The organism is Mesorhizobium sp. M0678, assembly GCF_040320505.1.
Taxonomy (GTDB): Bacteria; Pseudomonadota; Alphaproteobacteria; order Rhizobiales; family Rhizobiaceae; genus Mesorhizobium.
In genome coordinates, this window is record NZ_JAMYPT010000028.1 from 41,953 (window position 1) to 60,033 (window position 18,081).

General features: G+C 62.3%; 15 protein-coding genes. 13 read left to right on the forward strand and 2 right to left on the reverse strand.

Going from position 1 to position 18,081, the window contains the following annotated elements:
* Positions 1–156 precede the first annotated feature (156 nt).
* The 9 genes from secE (at position 157) to NKI29_RS29685 (ending at position 13,016) form a co-directional block, all read left to right on the forward strand.
* Positions 157–360 carry a preprotein translocase subunit SecE gene (secE, locus tag NKI29_RS29645; RefSeq protein ID WP_023680439.1) on the forward strand — a complete coding sequence of 68 codons (204 nt, stop codon included), beginning with the start codon at positions 157–159 and terminating at the stop codon, positions 358–360.
* Between the two features lie 27 nt (positions 361–387).
* Positions 388–915: a transcription termination/antitermination protein NusG gene (gene nusG / locus NKI29_RS29650; RefSeq protein WP_006333333.1), complete on the forward strand. Its 528-nt coding sequence runs from the start codon at positions 388–390 to the stop codon at positions 913–915.
* 160 nt (positions 916–1,075) lie between these two features.
* Positions 1,076–1,504 (forward strand): 50S ribosomal protein L11, encoded by a 429-nt coding sequence (gene rplK / locus NKI29_RS29655; RefSeq protein WP_023680440.1) that lies wholly within the window; start codon positions 1,076–1,078, stop codon positions 1,502–1,504.
* Between the two features lie 4 nt (positions 1,505–1,508).
* Entirely contained in the window at positions 1,509–2,207 is a 699-nt protein-coding gene (rplA, locus tag NKI29_RS29660; protein ID WP_023680441.1) for a 50S ribosomal protein L1, read from the forward strand.
* Between the two features lie 393 nt (positions 2,208–2,600).
* The gene (rplJ, locus tag NKI29_RS29665; RefSeq protein ID WP_008875657.1) at positions 2,601–3,119 is read left to right on the forward strand and encodes a 50S ribosomal protein L10; all 519 of its coding nucleotides are present in this window, start codon (positions 2,601–2,603) and stop codon (positions 3,117–3,119) included.
* 54 nt (positions 3,120–3,173) lie between these two features.
* On the forward strand, positions 3,174–3,551 hold the full coding sequence (rplL, locus tag NKI29_RS29670; protein WP_023680442.1) for a 50S ribosomal protein L7/L12: 378 nt from the start codon (positions 3,174–3,176) through the stop codon (positions 3,549–3,551).
* Positions 3,552–3,801: 250 nt separating this feature from the next.
* Positions 3,802–7,938, forward strand: a complete 4,137-nt coding sequence (rpoB, locus tag NKI29_RS29675; protein WP_023680443.1) for a DNA-directed RNA polymerase subunit beta — start codon at positions 3,802–3,804, stop codon at positions 7,936–7,938.
* Positions 7,939–8,069: 131 nt separating this feature from the next.
* Complete coding sequence (gene rpoC, locus NKI29_RS29680; protein WP_023680444.1) at positions 8,070–12,266, forward strand: DNA-directed RNA polymerase subunit beta'; 4,197 nt, start codon at positions 8,070–8,072, stop codon at positions 12,264–12,266.
* An 84-nt stretch (positions 12,267–12,350) separates the two neighbouring features.
* The gene (locus tag NKI29_RS29685) at positions 12,351–13,016 is read left to right on the forward strand and encodes an O-methyltransferase (protein ID WP_352572478.1); all 666 of its coding nucleotides are present in this window, start codon (positions 12,351–12,353) and stop codon (positions 13,014–13,016) included.
* 49 nt (positions 13,017–13,065) lie between these two features.
* On the opposite strand, the gene NKI29_RS29690 is transcribed toward NKI29_RS29685, so the two are convergent.
* Together NKI29_RS29690 and NKI29_RS29695 are read right to left on the reverse strand one after the other, a co-directional pair.
* Complete coding sequence (locus NKI29_RS29690; protein WP_352798273.1) at positions 13,066–13,995, reverse strand: Gfo/Idh/MocA family protein; 930 nt, start codon at positions 13,993–13,995, stop codon at positions 13,066–13,068.
* A 123-nt stretch (positions 13,996–14,118) separates the two neighbouring features.
* Positions 14,119–14,400 carry a transcriptional regulator gene (locus NKI29_RS29695; RefSeq protein ID WP_023680447.1) on the reverse strand — a complete coding sequence of 94 codons (282 nt, stop codon included), beginning with the start codon at positions 14,398–14,400 and terminating at the stop codon, positions 14,119–14,121.
* A gap of 462 nt (positions 14,401–14,862) precedes the next feature.
* On the opposite strand from NKI29_RS29695, the gene rpsL reads away from it, so the two are divergent.
* The 4 genes from rpsL to NKI29_RS29715 all read left to right on the forward strand — a co-directional run.
* Positions 14,863–15,234: a 30S ribosomal protein S12 gene (gene rpsL / locus NKI29_RS29700; RefSeq protein ID WP_006333356.1), complete on the forward strand. Its 372-nt coding sequence runs from the start codon at positions 14,863–14,865 to the stop codon at positions 15,232–15,234.
* An 85-nt stretch (positions 15,235–15,319) separates the two neighbouring features.
* Positions 15,320–15,790 carry a 30S ribosomal protein S7 gene (gene rpsG / locus NKI29_RS29705; protein WP_008875664.1) on the forward strand — a complete coding sequence of 157 codons (471 nt, stop codon included), beginning with the start codon at positions 15,320–15,322 and terminating at the stop codon, positions 15,788–15,790.
* Positions 15,791–15,820: 30 nt separating this feature from the next.
* Positions 15,821–17,911 (forward strand): elongation factor G, encoded by a 2,091-nt coding sequence (gene fusA / locus NKI29_RS29710; protein ID WP_352726219.1) that lies wholly within the window; start codon positions 15,821–15,823, stop codon positions 17,909–17,911.
* A gap of 67 nt (positions 17,912–17,978) precedes the next feature.
* On the forward strand, positions 17,979–18,081 hold a 103-nt coding region (locus NKI29_RS29715), incomplete at its 3' end, for a GTP-binding protein (protein ID WP_245464554.1).

The window sequence follows — 18,081 nt, forward strand, 5'->3', positions numbered from 1 at the left end:
GCGACGCGTGGAGCTGGGAAGCCGGCTTTACGCGTCTGATTTGCATGGGCGAAATGATTGCGCTGATTCGGCGCGAACGCACGCTCAAGCGGCACGTCCCGGCCAGCGGGATCATCCAGGAGGCCCGGCCAACGGGTCTTGCAGACAGAGCGGCATATGGCTTCGAAAACCACAAATCCCTTCACCTTTCTCCAGCAGGTTCGCGCGGAGACCGCCAAGGTCACTTGGCCGTCGCGGCGCGAAACGATGATCTCGACGGTGATGGTCCTTGTGTTCGCGGTCATCGCGATGATCTTTTTCTTTACCGCAGACGTGGCCATGGGCTTTGCGGTCGAAAAAATCCTCGGCCTCGGACAGTAAGTCCGGCGATTACGGAGAAGTCTTGAAATGACCGCGCGGTGGTACATCGTCCACGCCTACTCGAACTTTGAAAAGAAGGTCGCCGAGGACATTGAGAACAAGGCCAAGCAGAAGGGCCTGTCCGCCGACATCGAGCAGATCGTGGTGCCGACCGAGAAGGTCGTCGAGATCCGCCGCGGCCGCAAGGTCGATGCCGAGCGCAAGTTCTTTCCGGGCTATGTGCTGCTGAAAGCCAATCTGACCGATGCCGTGTTCTCGCTCGTCAAGAACACGCCGAAGGTCACCGGTTTCCTGGGCGACTCCAAGCCGGTGCCGATCACCGAAGCCGAGGCCCAGCGTATCCTGAACCAGGTTCAGGAAGGCGTCGAGCGGCCGAAGCCGTCGGTGACGTTCGAGATCGGCGAAGCGATCCGCGTTTCGGATGGACCATTCGCGTCGTTCAACGGTTTCGTCCAGGAAGTGGACGAAGAGCGGGCGCGGCTCAAGGTGGAAGTTTCGATCTTCGGGCGCGCTGTGCCGGTCGATCTGGAATTCGGACAGGTCGAGAAGGGCTGATCCGAAATCCCTGCACCGGTTTCGGCGGCAGGGAAGGCGGCGCGGAGATCGCGCGGCCAAAAACGGGTGGGAGGCGAATGCGGCTTTAGCCGGCCGCACGGACCGCACCACCAGACTGCAACCGCCGGCAAGACCGGCATGAGAAAAGGCAGGAAGAGAGATGGCTAAGAAAATTGCAGGCCAGCTCAAGCTCCAGGTTTCCGCGGGATCGGCCACGCCGTCGCCCCCGATCGGCCCGGCGCTTGGTCAGCGTGGCATCAACATCATGGAGTTCTGCAAGGCGTTCAACGCGCAGACCCAGGAAATGGAAAAGGGCTCGCCGGTTCCGGTCGTCATCACCTACTACCAGGACAAGTCGTTCACCTTCGTCATGAAGACGCCGCCGGTGAGCTACTTCCTGAAGAAGGCTGCGAACCTGAAGTCGGGCTCGAAGGAGCCGGGCAAGGTCAAGGCCGGCACGATCGGCCGCGACAAGGTGCGCGCCATCGCCGAGCAGAAGATGAAGGATCTGAACGCAAACGACGTCGAGGCGGCCATGCGCATGGTCGAGGGCTCCGCCCGCTCGATGGGTCTGGAAGTGGTGGGCTGAGATCATGGCAAAGATTGCAAAGCGTGTATCGAAGACCCGCGAAGGCATCGATCCCAACAAGGCTTATGCTTTGGGTGAGGCGCTGAAGCTGCTCAAGGATCGCTCCTCGGTGAAGTTCGACGAGACGATCGAAGTCGCGATGAACCTCGGCGTCGACCCGCGCCATGCCGACCAGATGGTCCGCGGCGTGGTCAATCTGCCGAACGGCACCGGCCGCAGCGTTCGCGTCGCCGTCTTCGCGCGTGGCGACAAGGCCGAGGAGGCCAAGGCCGCCGGCGCCGACATCGTCGGAGCCGAGGATCTGGTCGACATCGTCCAGAAGGGCACGATCGACTTCGACCGCTGCATCGCCACGCCGGACATGATGCCGCTGGTCGGCCGTCTCGGCAAGGTGCTCGGTCCGCGCGGCATGATGCCGAACCCGAAGGTCGGCACCGTAACCACCGACGTTACCGCCGCCGTCAAGGCATCGAAGGGCGGCGCCGTCGAGTTCCGCGTCGAGAAGGCCGGCATCGTTCACGCCGGCGTCGGCAAGGTCTCGTTCGACGTCAAGGCGCTGGAAGAAAACGTCCGCGCCTTCGCTGATGCGGTGACCAGGGCAAAGCCGGCTGGTGCCAAGGGCAACTACGTCAAGAAGGTGTCGGTCACCTCGACGATGGGCCCGGGCCTCAAGCTCGACGTCTCGACGCTCGCAGCGTCCTGATACGAAACAATTGGATCGGCCGCTAAAACGCTGATCCGTGAAAGAATTCCGGGCCTCCGACCTGTCGGCGGCCCGGTACCGGAAGTCGAAAGGCTTCCGGACATCCTGTCCGAGATTGCAGGCGGCCCCCAAGCCTTAGGTGATGTGGGCCTTAATTCATGTGGGCCTGCATGAGACGGGTGAAGACCGGACAAAGGAGCCACAAGCTCCAATGAAAGGTTCGAACCGTGTTTGCCTTTTGTCTGCGCACCGTCCGGCTTGCCGGCAGCTGTGGCGAAAGGGGGCAGGATCCTCGAACGTCGTTCGGGAGATCCGTTACTGGATGGCCCGGCCGGCAAAAGGCAACCCGACGCCTGTCCTTCGTAGAGGGCAGGGGTCAACTGGAGATAGGCAGTGGACAGAGCGGAAAAACGCGAACTCGTCACGGGCCTGAATGATGCGTTTTCAAGCGCTGGTTCAGTCGTCGTGGCCCACTACGCCGGTATCACCGTCGCGCAAATGAACGACCTTCGGTCGAAAATGCGCGCCGCCGGTGGCACCGTCAAAGTCGCGAAGAACCGTCTCGCCAAAATCGCTCTTCAGGGCACGGACTCCGCATCGATCATCGAGCTGTTCAAGGGACAGACGCTGATCGCCTATTCGGAGGATCCGATTGCGGCGCCGAAGGTCGCGTCCGATTTCGCCAAGGGAAATGACAAGCTCGTCATTCTCGGCGGCGCAATGGGCACCACCTCGCTCAATGCCGACGGTGTAAAGGCACTCGCCACACTTCCGTCGCTCGATGAGCTGCGCGCCAGGCTGGTTGGCATGATCGCCACGCCGGCAACCCGGATCGCCCAGATCGTCAATGCGCCTGCGGCCTCGGTCGCGCGCGTCATCGGCGCTTACGCCCGGAAGGACGAGGCGGCATGAGGCCGTTCCTCGCTATCACAAACACACGTTCGAACCTTATGAAGGAACATTGCAATGGCTGATCTGGCAAAGATCGTAGACGACCTTTCGAAGCTGACCGTCCTCGAGGCGGCCGAGCTGTCGAAGCTTCTTGAAGAAAAGTGGGGCGTTTCCGCCGCTGCTCCGGTGGCGGTTGCCGCTGCCGGCGGCGCTGCGGCCGCTGCTGCTCCGGTCGAGGAAAAGACGGAATTCGACGTCGTCCTCACCGAGGCAGGCGCTCAGAAGATCAACGTCATCAAGGAAGTTCGCGCCATCACCGGTCTTGGCCTCAAGGAAGCCAAGGACCTGGTCGAGGCGGCTCCGAAGCCGGTCAAGGAAGCCGTTTCCAAGGCCGACGCGGACAAGTTCAAGGCCCAGCTGGAAGCAGCCGGCGCCAAGGTCGAACTGAAGTAAGCGTTGAGTCCCGGCGGACGGCGGCGCGCCGCCCGCCACTCCTTTCGCGTCGAAGGGAGGCTGCGTAACGCGAAGAGTGCGAAAACCTCTTTCCTGAGGGCCGCAAACCGGCCTTCAGGAAACGGGTTTTCTCCCGTTTCTGGCCCGCCGCCAATTGGCGGCGGGCAACAAGACAGGGCCGCCAAGGTGGCCCGAGATGCAAGGCGAGCCGCGGCGAGGCTCGTCCCGAGAATTGAGCTAAGGAGCGACGATGGCCCAGACCCAGACTTTCAATGGCCGCAGACGCGTACGCAAGTTTTTCGGAAAGATCCCGGAAGTTGCGGAGATGCCGAACCTGATCGAGGTTCAGAAGGCATCCTATGACCAGTTCCTGATGGTGGAGGAGCCCAAGGGTGGGCGTCCTGACGAGGGACTGCAGGCAGTTTTCAAGTCGGTCTTCCCGATTTCCGATTTTTCCGGCTCCTCGATGCTGGAATTCGTGAAGTATGAGTTCGAGGGACCGAAATTCGACGTTGACGAATGCCGTCAGCGCGACCTGACCTATGCGGCGCCGCTCAAGGTGACGCTGCGCCTCATCGTATTCGATATCGACGAGGATACCGGCGCGAAGTCGATCAAGGACATCAAGGAGCAGGACGTCTACATGGGCGACATGCCGCTCATGACCTTGAACGGCACCTTCATCGTCAATGGTACCGAGCGCGTCATCGTCTCGCAGATGCACCGTTCGCCGGGCGTCTTCTTCGACCATGACAAGGGCAAGTCGCACTCGTCCGGCAAGCTTCTGTTTGCCGCGCGCGTCATTCCCTATCGCGGCTCGTGGCTCGACATCGAGTTCGATAGCAAGGACGTCGTCCACGCCCGCATCGACCGCCGCCGCAAGATTCCGGTGACGTCGCTGCTGATGGCGCTCGGCATGGACGGCGAAGAGATCCTGTCGACCTTCTACAACAAGATCACCTACAAGCGCGCCGGCGACCATTGGCGCATCCCGTTCAACGTCGAGCGTTTCCGCGGCCTCAAGGCCGTTGGTGACCTGGTCGACGCCGACACCGGCGAGGTCGTCGTCGAGGCCGGCAAGAAGATCACCGCCCGCCAGGCCAGGGCGCTTGGCGAAAAGGGTCTCAAGGCGATCAAGGCGACCGACGAGGATCTGCTCGGCAACTACCTTGCCGAGGATATTGTCAACTACGCGACCGGCGAGATCTTCCTCGAAGCCGGTGACGAGATCGACGAAAAGACGCTGAAAGTGCTGCTTGGCACCGGTGACGATGAGATCAAGGTCCTCGACATCGACCACGTCAACGTCGGCGCCTATATCCGCAACACGCTCAACGTCGACAAGAACGAGAGCCGCCAGGACGCGCTGTTCGACATCTACCGCGTCATGCGCCCCGGCGAGCCGCCGACGCTGGAAACCGCTGAAGCCATGTTCAACTCGCTGTTCTTCGACAGCGAGCGCTATGATCTGTCGGCCGTTGGCCGCGTCAAGATGAACATGCGCCTCGAGCTCAAGGCCGAGGATACCGTGCGCGTGCTGCGCAAGGACGACATCCTGGCCGTGGTCAAGACGCTGGTCGAACTGCGCGACGGCAAGGGCGAGATCGACGACATCGACAATCTCGGCAACCGCCGTGTGCGCTCGGTCGGCGAGCTGATGGAGAACCAGTACCGCGTCGGCCTGCTGCGCATGGAGCGCGCGATCAAGGAACGCATGTCCTCGATCGAGATCGACACGGTGATGCCGCAGGACCTGATCAACGCCAAGCCGGCGGCTGCCGCCGTGCGCGAGTTCTTCGGTTCCTCGCAGCTGTCGCAGTTTATGGATCAGACCAACCCGCTTTCGGAGATCACCCACAAGCGCCGTCTTTCGGCGCTTGGACCGGGCGGTCTGACCCGCGAGCGTGCCGGTTTCGAAGTGCGCGACGTGCACCCGACGCATTACGGCCGCATCTGCCCGATCGAGACGCCGGAAGGCCCGAACATCGGCCTGATCAACTCGCTTGCGACCTTCGCGCGCGTCAACAAATACGGCTTCATCGAGAGCCCGTACCGCAAGATCGTCAACGGCAAGCTGACCAATGAGGTCGTTTACCTCTCGGCTATGGAAGAGGCCAAGCACCACGTCGCGCAGGCCAATGCCGAGCTCGACAAGAATGGTCATTTCGTCGACGAATTCGTCATTTGCCGCAACGCCGGCGAAGTGATGATGGCGCCGCGCGAAAACGTTGATCTGATGGATGTGTCGCCGAAGCAGATGGTGTCGGTGGCCGCGGCCCTGATCCCGTTCCTCGAGAACGATGACGCCAACCGTGCGCTGATGGGCTCGAACATGCAGCGTCAGGCCGTGCCGCTGGTGCGCGCCGAAGCGCCGTTCGTCGGCACCGGCATGGAGCCGATCGTCGCCCGTGACTCGGGCGCCGCCATCGGCGCCCGCCGCGGCGGCATCGTCGACCAGGTGGACGCGACGCGTATCGTCATCCGCGCCACGGAAGATCTCGATCCCGGCAAGTCCGGCGTCGACATCTACCGGCTGATGAAGTTCCAGCGTTCGAACCAGAACACCTGCATCAACCAGCGTCCGCTGGTGCGCATGGGCGACCGGGTCAACAAGGGCGACATCATCGCCGACGGCCCGTCGACCGAGCTCGGCGATCTGGCCCTCGGCCGTAACGTGCTGGTCGCGTTCATGCCGTGGAACGGCTACAACTACGAGGATTCCATCCTCCTGTCCGAGCGCATCGTCGCCGACGACGTCTTCACCTCGATCCACATCGAGGAGTTCGAAGTCATGGCCCGCGACACCAAGCTGGGGCCGGAGGAGATCACGCGCGACATTCCCAACGTCTCGGAAGAAGCGCTGAAGAACCTCGATGAGGCCGGCATCGTCTACATCGGTGCGGAAGTGCAGCCGGGCGACATCCTGGTCGGCAAGATCACGCCGAAGGGCGAAAGCCCGATGACGCCGGAAGAAAAGCTGCTGCGCGCCATCTTCGGTGAAAAGGCCTCGGACGTGCGCGACACCTCGATGCGCATGCCTCCGGGAACCTTCGGCACCGTCGTCGAAGTGCGTGTCTTCAACCGCCACGGCGTCGAGAAGGACGAGCGCGCCATGGCGATCGAGCGCGAGGAGATCGAACGCCTCGCCAAGGACCGCGACGACGAGCAGGCGATCCTCGACCGCAACGTCTATTCGCGTCTTTCCGACGTTCTCGTCGGCAAGGAAGCGATTGCCGGGCCGAAGGGCTTCAAGAAGGGCTCGAAGCTGTCGAAGGACACGCTCGACGAGTATCCGCGTTCGCAGTGGTGGCAGTTTGCCGTGGAGAACGAAAAGCTCCAGAGCGAACTGGAAGCCCTGCGTGGCCAGTACGACGATTCCAAGAAGGCGCTCGAGCAGCGCTTCATGGACAAGGTCGAGAAGGTGCAGCGCGGCGACGAAATGCCTCCGGGCGTCATGAAGATGGTCAAGGTCTTCGTGGCCGTGAAGCGCAAGATGCAGCCCGGCGACAAGATGGCCGGCCGGCACGGCAACAAGGGTGTCGTGTCGCGGATCGTTCCGGTCGAGGATATGCCTTTCCTCGAGGACGGCACGCATGCCGACATCGTGCTCAACCCGCTGGGTGTGCCGAGCCGCATGAATGTCGGCCAGATCCTGGAAACGCATCTGGGCTGGGCTTGCGCCGGAATGGGCAGGAAGATCGGCGATCTGATCGACGCGTACAAGACGGCGGGCGACATCAAGCCGCTGCGCAAGACGCTCGAGAGCTTCATGCCTTCCAACGACCGCAACGAGCCGGTCCGCGAATATGACGACGAGAGCATCGTTCGCCTCAGCGAGCAGATGCGCCGCGGCGTCTCCATCGCGACACCGGTGTTCGACGGCGCGCACGAGGCCGACATCAACATCATGCTGGAGCAGGCGGGCCTGCACACCAGCGGTCAGTCGCAGCTCTATGACGGGCGCACCGGCGAGCCGTTCGATCGCAAAGTGACGATGGGCTATATATATATGCTCAAGCTTCACCACCTTGTGGACGACAAGATCCACGCGCGTTCGATCGGGCCGTACTCGCTCGTTACCCAGCAGCCGCTGGGCGGCAAGGCGCAGTTCGGTGGCCAGCGCTTCGGCGAGATGGAGGTCTGGGCGCTCGAAGCATACGGCGCCGCCTACACGCTGCAGGAGATGCTGACGGTGAAGTCGGATGACGTCGCCGGCCGCACCAAGGTCTACGAGGCGATCGTCAGAGGCGACGACACATTCGAGGCCGGCATTCCCGAGAGCTTCAACGTTCTCGTCAAGGAAATGCGGTCTCTCGGCCTCAATGTCGAGCTGGAGAACACCAAGCTCGACGACAACCCGATCCGGCTGCCCGACGCGGCCGAGTAAGCAAGACGTCCGGCCGCGGTCTTCCCGCGACCGGACGCACCAAATTCTCGGCCGATGGCCGATCAAGTCGGCGGGCGTTTGGCCCGCGCTAGATGCAAGGGGTTTTCGAGGACCCCGAAAAGGAGAACGGCATGAACCAAGAGGTCATGAATCTCTTCAATCCCCAGGCGCCTGCGCAGGTGTTCGATTCCATCCGGATCTCGCTTGCCAGCCCTGAGAAGATTCTGTCCTGGTCGTTCGGCGAGATCAAGAAGCCGGAGACCATCAACTACCGCACCTTCAAGCCGGAGCGTGACGGCCTGTTCTGCGCGCGCATTTTTGGCCCGATCAAGGACTATGAGTGCCTGTGCGGCAAGTACAAGCGCATGAAATACAAGGGCGTCATCTGCGAGAAGTGCGGCGTCGAAGTGACGCTGTCGCGCGTCCGCCGCGAGCGCATGGGCCATATCGAGCTGGCGGCACCGGTCGCCCACATCTGGTTCCTGAAGTCGCTGCCGTCGCGCATCGGCACGCTGCTCGACATGACGCTGAAGGACATCGAGCGGGTCCTCTACTTCGAGAACTACATCGTTACCGAACCCGGCCTCACCGCGCTGAAGGAGCACCAGCTGCTCAGCGAGGAAGAGTACATGATGGCCGTCGACGAGTATGGCGAGGATTCGTTCACCGCCATGATCGGCGCCGAGGCGATCCACGACCTGCTGGCCGGCATGGACCTCGAGAAGATCGCCGGCGATCTGCGCTCGGAACTGGCTTCGACCACCTCCGAGCTCAAGCAGAAGAAGTACCTGAAGCGGCTCAAGGTCGTCGAGAACTTCATGGAGTCCGGCAACCGTCCGGAATGGATGATCATGAAGGTGGTTCCGGTGATCCCGCCGGACCTGCGTCCGCTTGTCCCGCTGGACGGTGGCCGTTTCGCCACGTCGGATCTGAACGACCTCTATCGCCGCGTCATCAACCGCAACAACCGCTTGAAGCGGCTGATCGAGCTGCGCGCGCCCGGCATCATCGTGCGCAATGAAAAGCGCATGCTGCAGGAAGCCGTCGATGCGCTGTTCGACAATGGCCGCCGTGGCCGCGTCATCACCGGCGCCAACAAGCGTCCGCTGAAGTCGCTGTCCGACATGCTGAAGGGCAAGCAGGGCCGGTTCCGCCAGAACCTGCTCGGCAAGCGCGTCGACTATTCCGGCCGCTCGGTCATCGTCACCGGTCCGGAGCTCAAGCTGCACCAGTGCGGCCTGCCGAAGAAGATGGCGCTCGAGCTGTTCAAGCCCTTCATCTACGCCCGTCTCGACGCCAAGGGTTACTCCTCGACCGTCAAGCAGGCGAAGAAGCTGGTCGAGAAGGAGCGTCCGGAGGTCTGGGATATCCTCGACGAGGTCATCCGCGAGCATCCGGTGCTTTTGAACCGCGCACCGACGCTGCACCGCCTCGGTATCCAGGCGTTCGAGCCGATCCTGATCGAAGGCAAGGCGATCCAGCTTCACCCGCTGGTCTGCACGGCCTTCAACGCCGACTTCGACGGCGACCAGATGGCGGTCCACGTGCCGCTGTCGCTGGAAGCGCAGCTCGAAGCCCGCGTGCTGATGATGTCGACCAACAACATCCTGCACCCGGCTTCCGGTGCGCCGATCATCGTGCCGTCGCAGGACATGGTTCTCGGTCTCTACTATCTCTCGATCGTCAACCAGAACGAGCCGGGCGAGGGCATGGTGTTTGCCGACATGGGCGAACTCCAGCACGCGCTCGAGACCAAGGCGGTGACGCTGCATGCCAAGATCAAGGGGCGCTTCCGCACGGTCGACGCCGACGGCAAGGTCGTGTCGAAGATCTACGACACCACGCCTGGCCGCATGATCATCGGCGAGCTGCTGCCGAAGAATCACAACGTGCCCTACGAGACCGCCAACCAGGAGATGACCAAGAAGAACATCTCCAAGATGATCGACACCGTCTACCGCCATTGCGGTCAGAAGGAGACGGTCATTTTCTGCGATCGCATCATGGCTCTCGGCTTCAGCCACGCCTGCCGTGCCGGCATTTCGTTCGGCAAGGACGACATGCTGATCCCGGACGCCAAGATCAAGCTGGTCTCCGACACCGAGGCTTTGGCCAAGGAATACGAGCAGCAGTACAATGACGGCCTGATCACCCAGGGCGAGAAGTACAACAAGGTCGTCGACGCCTGGGCCAAGTGCTCGGAAAAGGTCGCCGACGAAATGATGGCCCGCATCAAGGCGGTCGAGTTCGAGGACAACGGCCGTCAGAAGCCGATGAACTCGATCTACATGATGTCGCACTCCGGTGCGCGCGGCTCGCCCACCCAGATGCGCCAGCTCGCCGGCATGCGCGGCCTGATGGCCAAGCCTAGCGGTGAAATCATCGAGACGCCGATCATCTCGAACTTCAAGGAAGGCCTCACCGTGCTCGAGTACTTCAACTCGACCCACGGCGCCCGCAAGGGGCTGGCCGACACCGCCTTGAAGACGGCGAACTCGGGTTACCTGACGCGTCGTCTTGTCGACGTGGCGCAGGACTGCATCGTCAATTCGCTCGACTGCGGCACCGACAAGGGCCTCACCATGCAGCCGATCGTCGATGCCGGTCAGGTCGTCGCTTCGGTTGGTCAGCGCGTTCTCGGCCGCACCTCGCTCGACGACATCACCCACCCGGTCACCGGCGAGGTTCTGGTCAAGGCCGGAACGCTGATGGACGAGCGTGACGTGGAACTGATCGAAAAGGCCGGCGTGCAGTCGGTTCGCATCCGTTCGGCGCTGACCTGCGAGGTCAGGGTCGGCGTCTGCGCGGTCTGCTACGGACGCGATCTGGCCCGCGGCACGCCCGTCAACCAGGGCGAGGCTGTCGGGGTCATCGCGGCGCAGTCGATCGGCGAGCCGGGCACTCAGCTCACCATGCGTACCTTCCACATGGGCGGCACGGCGCAGGTGGTGGATTCCTCGTTCCTTGAAGCCTCCTACGAGGGCAAGGTCGAGATCCGCAACCGCAACGTGGTGCGCAACTCCGACGGCCAGCTGATGGTCATGGGCCGCAACATGGCGGTGCTGATCCTCGACGAAGCCGGCAAGGAACGCGCCACGCACCGCGTCACCTACGGTTCGCGCATCTTCGTCGACGATGGCGACAAGGTGAAGCGCGGCCAGCGTATCGCCGAGTGGGATCCTTATACCCGCCCGATCCTCACCGAAATCGAGGGCAGGGTGGCATTCGAGGATCTGGTCGATGGCATTTCCGTCCAGGAAACCGCCGACGAATCGACCGGCATCACCAAGCGCGAGGTCATCGACTGGCGTTCGACGCCACGCGGCAACGACCTCAAGCCGGCGATCGTCGTCCAGGATGCCAAGGGCAAGGTCGGCAAGCTGTCGAAGGGCGGCGACGCCCGCTTCCTGCTCTCGGTCGAGGCCATTCTTTCGGTCGAGCCGGGCGCACAGGTTCGCCCCGGCGACGTGCTGGCGCGTATCCCGATGGAAAGCGCCAAGACCAAGGACATCACCGGTGGTCTGCCGCGTGTGGCCGAACTGTTCGAGGCACGCCGTCCGAAGGATCACGCCATCATCGCCGAGATCGATGGCACGATCCGCTTCGGCCGCGACTACAAGAACAAGCGCCGCATCATCATCGAGCCGCATGACTCGACGCTTGAGCCGGTCGAATACCTGATCCCGAAGGGCAAGCCGTTCCATCTCCAGGACGGCGACGTCATCGAGAAGGGCGACTACATCCTCGACGGTAATCCGGCGCCGCACGACATCCTGGCGATCAAGGGCGTGGAGGCGCTTGCCTCCTACCTCGTCAACGAGATCCAGGAGGTCTACCGCCTGCAGGGCGTGTCGATCAACGACAAGCACATCGAGGTGATCGTTCGCCAGATGCTGCAGAAGGTCGAGATCACCACGCAGGGCGATTCGACCTACATTCCGGGCGACCACGTCGACGTGATCGAGCTGGAAGAGGTCAATGAGCGCCTGGTCGAGGAAGGCAAGAAGCCGGCCGAAGGCCAGCCGGTGCTGCTTGGCATCACCAAGGCCTCGCTGCAGACGCCGTCCTTCATCTCCGCCGCTTCCTTCCAGGAGACGACGAGGGTGCTGACCGAAGCTGCGGTTGCCGGCAAGACCGACATGCTGCAGGGGCTGAAGGAAAACGTCATCGTCGGCCGGCTGATCCCGGCCGGTACCGGCGGTACGATGAGCCAGATCCGGCGCATCGCCACCTCGCGCGACGAGTTGATCATCGACGAGCGCCGCAAGGCGTCCGGCGTCGAGGTCGCCGAGCCGATGCTGACCGACATGGTTAACGCGGCGCAGTAAGCGCGCAAGCAAGAGAAGATAGAAAAGGGGCCTAAGTGGCCCCTTTTCGCATTTTGGTTCCTCAATCGGATCGGAGAAGAAACGATGAGCAGGAAGATCTGGGCTTCTGTCGACGACTACATTGTCGAAGCTCTTTTCGAGGCGGATCCCGCTCTTGATGCCGTTCTGGCGGCCAACCATGATCAGGGCCTGCCGCCTATCGACGTTTCCCCGGCACAAGGCAAGCTGCTCTCACTTCTTGCGCGAATGCAGGGAGCAAAGAAGGTACTCGAAATCGGCACATTGGGCGGCTACTCAACAATCTGGATGGCGCGAGCATTGCCGATGGACGGCAAGGTCGTGACGCTCGAGCTTGATCCGCACCACGCCAGTGTCGCGCGGTCGAACTTTGAACGGGCAGGGGTGTCTGACCAGGTAGAACTGCGGGTCGGACCGGCGCTTCAATCGCTTGCGGCCTTAGGCGCCGAGAATGCCGGGCCGTTCGATTTTATCTTCATCGACGCCGACAAGCCGAACAACCCGCACTATCTGTCCTGGGCCATGCGTCTTTCGAGGCCGGGGACCGTCATCGTCTGCGACAATGTCATCCGTGACGGCGCGGTGGTGAATGAAGATGGTCGCGACGCCAATGTCGAAGGGGCACGCGCGGCGTTCTCGTTCATCGGCAGCGACAAACGTCTGGAAGGCACCGCGATCCAGACTGTTGGCGCCAAGGGCTATGACGGCTTTGCAATAGCGATCGTCAATTGATTTTGTGCGGTGCGCCGACCAGACCTGCGATCCGGCCGGCGCCCACTCGTCAGTCGAAAAAAGCTTCCACCACATTGCGCTTGCCCAGCATGAAGGCGTCGGCGACGTGCTGCAGGGGCGCGAGATCGACGTCGGAGGTGCCGGCGCGCACGATCTCGGCAAAGCGCTTGTAGAGCATCGGGTATTCGGCTTCCGGCTCCTCGTGAACGACGCGGCCATCGATGGCGAGCTTTGAGCCGCCGCCAGAAAGCACCATCGATCCGGCCTCGGTATCGGCCAGAATGTCCCAGCTTTGCGGGCCGGTCTGACGCCAGTCGAGTTCCATCGTCACCGGCAGACCGTTCGAAGTGCGGAAGGCGATATGGGCGGCGATCGGGGCCGCGCGGTTTTCAGGGAAATCGAGTTCTGCCGAGCTGATGAACATCGGCGGCAGGATGTGGGTGGCGATCGACAGCGCGTTGATGCCGGGATCGAAGACGCCAAAGCCGCCGGGAGCCCAGATCCACTCCTGGTTCGGATGCCAGCGGCGCACGTCTTCCTTCCAGTTGATGGCGGCCGACCTGATCGTAGTCGAGCTGAGGAATGTGCGCGCTGCTTCGACAGCCGGCGCATAGCGTGAATGCCAACTGGCGAACAGGCAGACGCCGTTCGCTGCCGCCAGCGCCTTCAGGTCTTCGACCTCGCTGAGCGTGGCGCCGGGCGGCTTTTCCAGGAAGACATGCTTTTTCGCCGCCAGCGCCAAGCGCGCGGCGTCGTAACGAAACTGCGGCGGCATGCACAGCGACACCGCCTCGAGCTCCGGCACCGAGTCGAGCATCGCCTCGATCGTCGGGAAATTCGGGATGTCTTCGACTTTGCCGTGGCGGCTCGCTGCGGCGACCAGGCGATAATCCTGGTCCTTCGCCAAGGCCGGCAGGTGCTGGTCGCGGACGATCTTTCCCACGCCGACGATGCCGAGCTTGATGGGATTAGAGGACATGGGAACTCCGCAGGTTGAGTGTGCTTGGTTTTGCCAGAGGTCGCTTCTTAGCAGAGAACTTGTGCCGGGCAAGTCGCCGGGCTTTGTCGCCGGCCCGTGAGATCGACCGCGATTCAGATCTCTTCAGATCGGCACATCGAACGTCACGATCGACACTTCGCCTTCGAGCGCGCCCTGATAGGCGGACAGATGCGGCTCCTCGTCCGGCACGCCGTCCATGTCGCCGATCTGATCGAGCTCTGCCTCGGCATAACCTTCGGCGGCAAGCGATTCGAGAGCGCGGCGCACCGCCGAATCGTCGTCCGGCGCGACCAGCATCACATGCACGCCTTCCGGCTTGCCGCCTTTGCGCTTCCACACCCGGCCGGTAATAATGGTGACCGGGCGCTCCTCATTGTCATTCACGGGTTCGTACCTCCGGGCGAGGGGGTTTGGGCTGCTCATGCCGCCTTTTCGCACGAAGCACGGCCTGGAAACAGCCGCAAGCCGGTCACTTTCTGGCATCCTCTTGAAAAACGGCGCAAGAAAATTACATGCGCTTTTCGCATGGCTGCCACGCCTCGGGTTCAGCGCAATATTTGCCGCTCCGGGGTTGACGGACAGTGGCCATACGAGTAGAAGCCGCCCAGTCAGAACCGATGTGAGGCTCTTGCTTCCGAAGCGACACGCTTTGGAGTTTGCCTCAAACAGGGTTCGTTTTACGAGCGAAAAGACATTTCCGGCGTGCATGAAGCGGCTTCCGCTTCCTCTGCCATTTGTTCGGGCAAGACCGCGAGGCGCGGTTTGTGGCCCGAATTTGCGTATGGAAATGACGCTTTGAGCGGCCCTGACCGGGCGAGACACGGAATTGAGAGACAAGAGGGTTTAATGCCTACCGTCAACCAGCTGATCCGCAAGCCGCGCATTGCGCCGGTGAAGCGCAACAAGGTCCCGGCCATGCAGCAGAACCCGCAGAAGCGGGGCGTCTGCACGCGCGTCTACACCACGACGCCGAAGAAGCCGAACTCGGCGCTGCGCAAGGTGGCCAAGATCCGCCTGACCAATGGTTTTGAAGTGATCGGGTACATCCCCGGCGAAGGCCACAACCTTCAGGAACACTCGGTGGTGATGATCCGCGGCGGCCGCGTCAAGGATCTTCCGGGCGTCCGTTACCACATCATCCGCGGCGTGCTCGACACGCAAGGCGTGAAGAACCGCAAGCAGCGCCGTTCGAAATACGGCGCCAAGCGTCCGAAGTGACCGAAGCGTAGCCAAGGTCGTTCCGGGCGGCGTCAAGCGACGATCCGGGATCCAGGCCACCGCGTAGAATTGAGGCAGAGAAAAAATGTCCCGTCGTCACAGTGCAGAAAAGCGTGAGATCAATCCGGACCCCAAGTTCGGCGATCTGATCGTCACCAAGTTCATGAACGCCGTCATGTATGACGGCAAGAAGTCGGTTGCCGAGACCATCGTCTACGGCGCGCTCGACCAGGTTCAGTCCAAGACCAAGCAGGAGCCGGTCACCGTCTTCCATCAGGCGCTCGACAATGTCGCGCCGCATGTGGAAGTGCGTTCGCGCCGCGTCGGCGGCGCCACCTACCAGGTTCCGGTCGACGTGCGCCCCGAGCGCCGTCAGGCATTGGCCATCCGCTGGCTGATTGCCGCCGCCCGCAACCGCAACGAGACCACTATGGTCGACCGCCTCTCCGGCGAGCTGATGGACGCGGCCAACAACCGCGGCACCGCCGTCAAGAAGCGTGAAGACACCCACAAGATGGCAGAAGCCAACCGCGCTTTCGCGCACTACCGCTGGTAAAGCGCGAACGAGACTGAAGAGGCACCTCCCATGGCCCGCGAATATAAAATCGAAGACTACCGCAATTTCGGTATCATGGCGCATATCGACGCCGGCAAGACGACGACCACCGAGCGCGTCCTCTATTACACGGGCAAGTCGCACAAGATCGGGGAAGTCCACGACGGCGCTGCCACCATGGATTGGATGGAGCAGGAGCAGGAGCGCGGCATTACCATCACGTCCGCCGCGACCACGACCTTCTGGAAGGGTCGCGACGGCAAGATGCACCGCTTCAACATCATCGACACCCCCGGCCACGTCGACTTCACCATTGAGGTCGAGCGTTCGCTGCGCGTGCTTGACGGCGCCATCGCGCTGCTCGACGCCAATGCCGGTGTCGAGCCGCAGACGGAAACCGTCTGGCGTCAGGCTGACAAGTACCGCGTGCCGCGCATGATCTTCTGCAACAAGATGGACAAGATCGGCGCCGACTTTTACCGCTCGGTCGAGATGATCGGTTCGCGCCTAGGTGCGCATGCCGTCGTCATGCAGCTGCCGATCGGCGCCGAGACCGAGTTCAAGGGTGTCGTCGACCTCGTCGAGATGAACGCGCTGGTCTGGCGCGACGAGACGCTGGGCGCTGCCTGGGACATCGTCGAGATCCCTGCCGACCTCAAGGCTCGTGCCGAAGAATACCGCGAGAAGATGATCGAGGCCGCCGTCGAAATGGACGAAACGGCGCTCGAGAATTACCTCGAAGGCAAGATGCCGAGCAACGACGAGATCCGTGCGCTCATCCGCAAGGGCACGATCGCGGTGAAGTTCTATCCGATGTTCTGCGGCTCGGCCTTCAAGAACAAGGGCGTGCAGCCGCTGCTCGACGCCGTCGTGGAATATCTGCCGTCGCCGGCCGATGTCCCGGCCATCAAGGGCGTCGACGCCAAGACCGACGCCGAGATCGAGCGTCATGCCGACGACAGCGAGCCGCTGTCGATGCTCGCCTTCAAGATCATGAACGACCCGTTCGTCGGTTCGCTCACCTTTGCCCGCATCTATTCGGGCAAGCTCACCAAGGGCATCTCGGTCGACAACACCGTGAAGGGCAAGAAAGAGCGCATCGGCCGCATGCTGCAGATGCATGCGAATTCGCGCGCCGACGTCGAAGAGGCGTTTGCCGGCGACATCGTCGCCCTCGCTGGTCTCAAGGACACCACCACCGGCGACACGCTCAGTGATCCGCTGCATCCGGTCATCCTCGAGCGCATGGAATTCCCCGATCCGGTCATCCAGATCGCCATCGAGCCGAAGACCAAGAACGACCAGGAAAAGATGGGTCTCGCCCTTCACCGCCTGGCCGCCGAGGATCCGTCCTTCCGCGTCAAGACCGACGAGGAATCGGGCCAGACGATCATTTCCGGCATGGGCGAGCTTCACCTCGACATCATCGTCGACCGCATGCGCCGCGAGTTCAAGGTCGAGGCCAATGTCGGCGCGCCGCAGGTGGCCTACCGCGAGACGATCACCCGCAAGCACGAGCAGGACTACACGCACAAGAAGCAGACCGGCGGTACCGGCCAGTTCGCCCGCGTCAAGATACTGTTCGAGCCGAATCCGGAAAGCAGCGAATTCGAGTTCGAAACCAAGATCGTCGGCGGCGCTGTGCCGAAGGAATACATCCCCGGTGTCGAAAAGGGCATCAACAGCGTCATGACCTCGGGCCCGTTCGCCGGCTTCCCGATGATCGGCGTCAAGGCGACGCTGATCGATGGCGCCTACCACGACGTGGACTCGTCGGTTCTGGCCTTCGAAATCGCCGGCCGCGCCTGCTTCCGTGAAGCAGCGCCCAAGCTTGGCGTGCAGTTGCTCGAGCCGATCATGAAGGTCGAAGTGGTGACGCCGGAAGATTACGTCGGCAGCGTTATCGGCGACCTGAACGGCCGTCGCGGCCAGATCCAGGGCCAGGAAGCCCGTGGCGTGGCTGTGGTCATCAACGCGATGGTGCCGCTCGCCAACATGTTCAAATACGTGGACAACCTTCGCTCGATGAGCCAGGGCCGCGCGGCCTACACGATGCAGTTCGACCACTACGAGCCGGTCCCGACCGCGGTCGCCCAGGAAGTCCAGAAGAAATACGCGTAACTCGAAACGAGTTGCATCAGTAACTTAATTCAAGGCCCGCACGGGCTGGCAGGAATGGAGAGATCACATGGCAAAAGGTAAATTCGAGCGCACTAAGCCTCATGTGAACATTGGCACGATTGGTCACGTCGACCATGGCAAGACGTCGCTGACGGCGGCGATCACCAAGT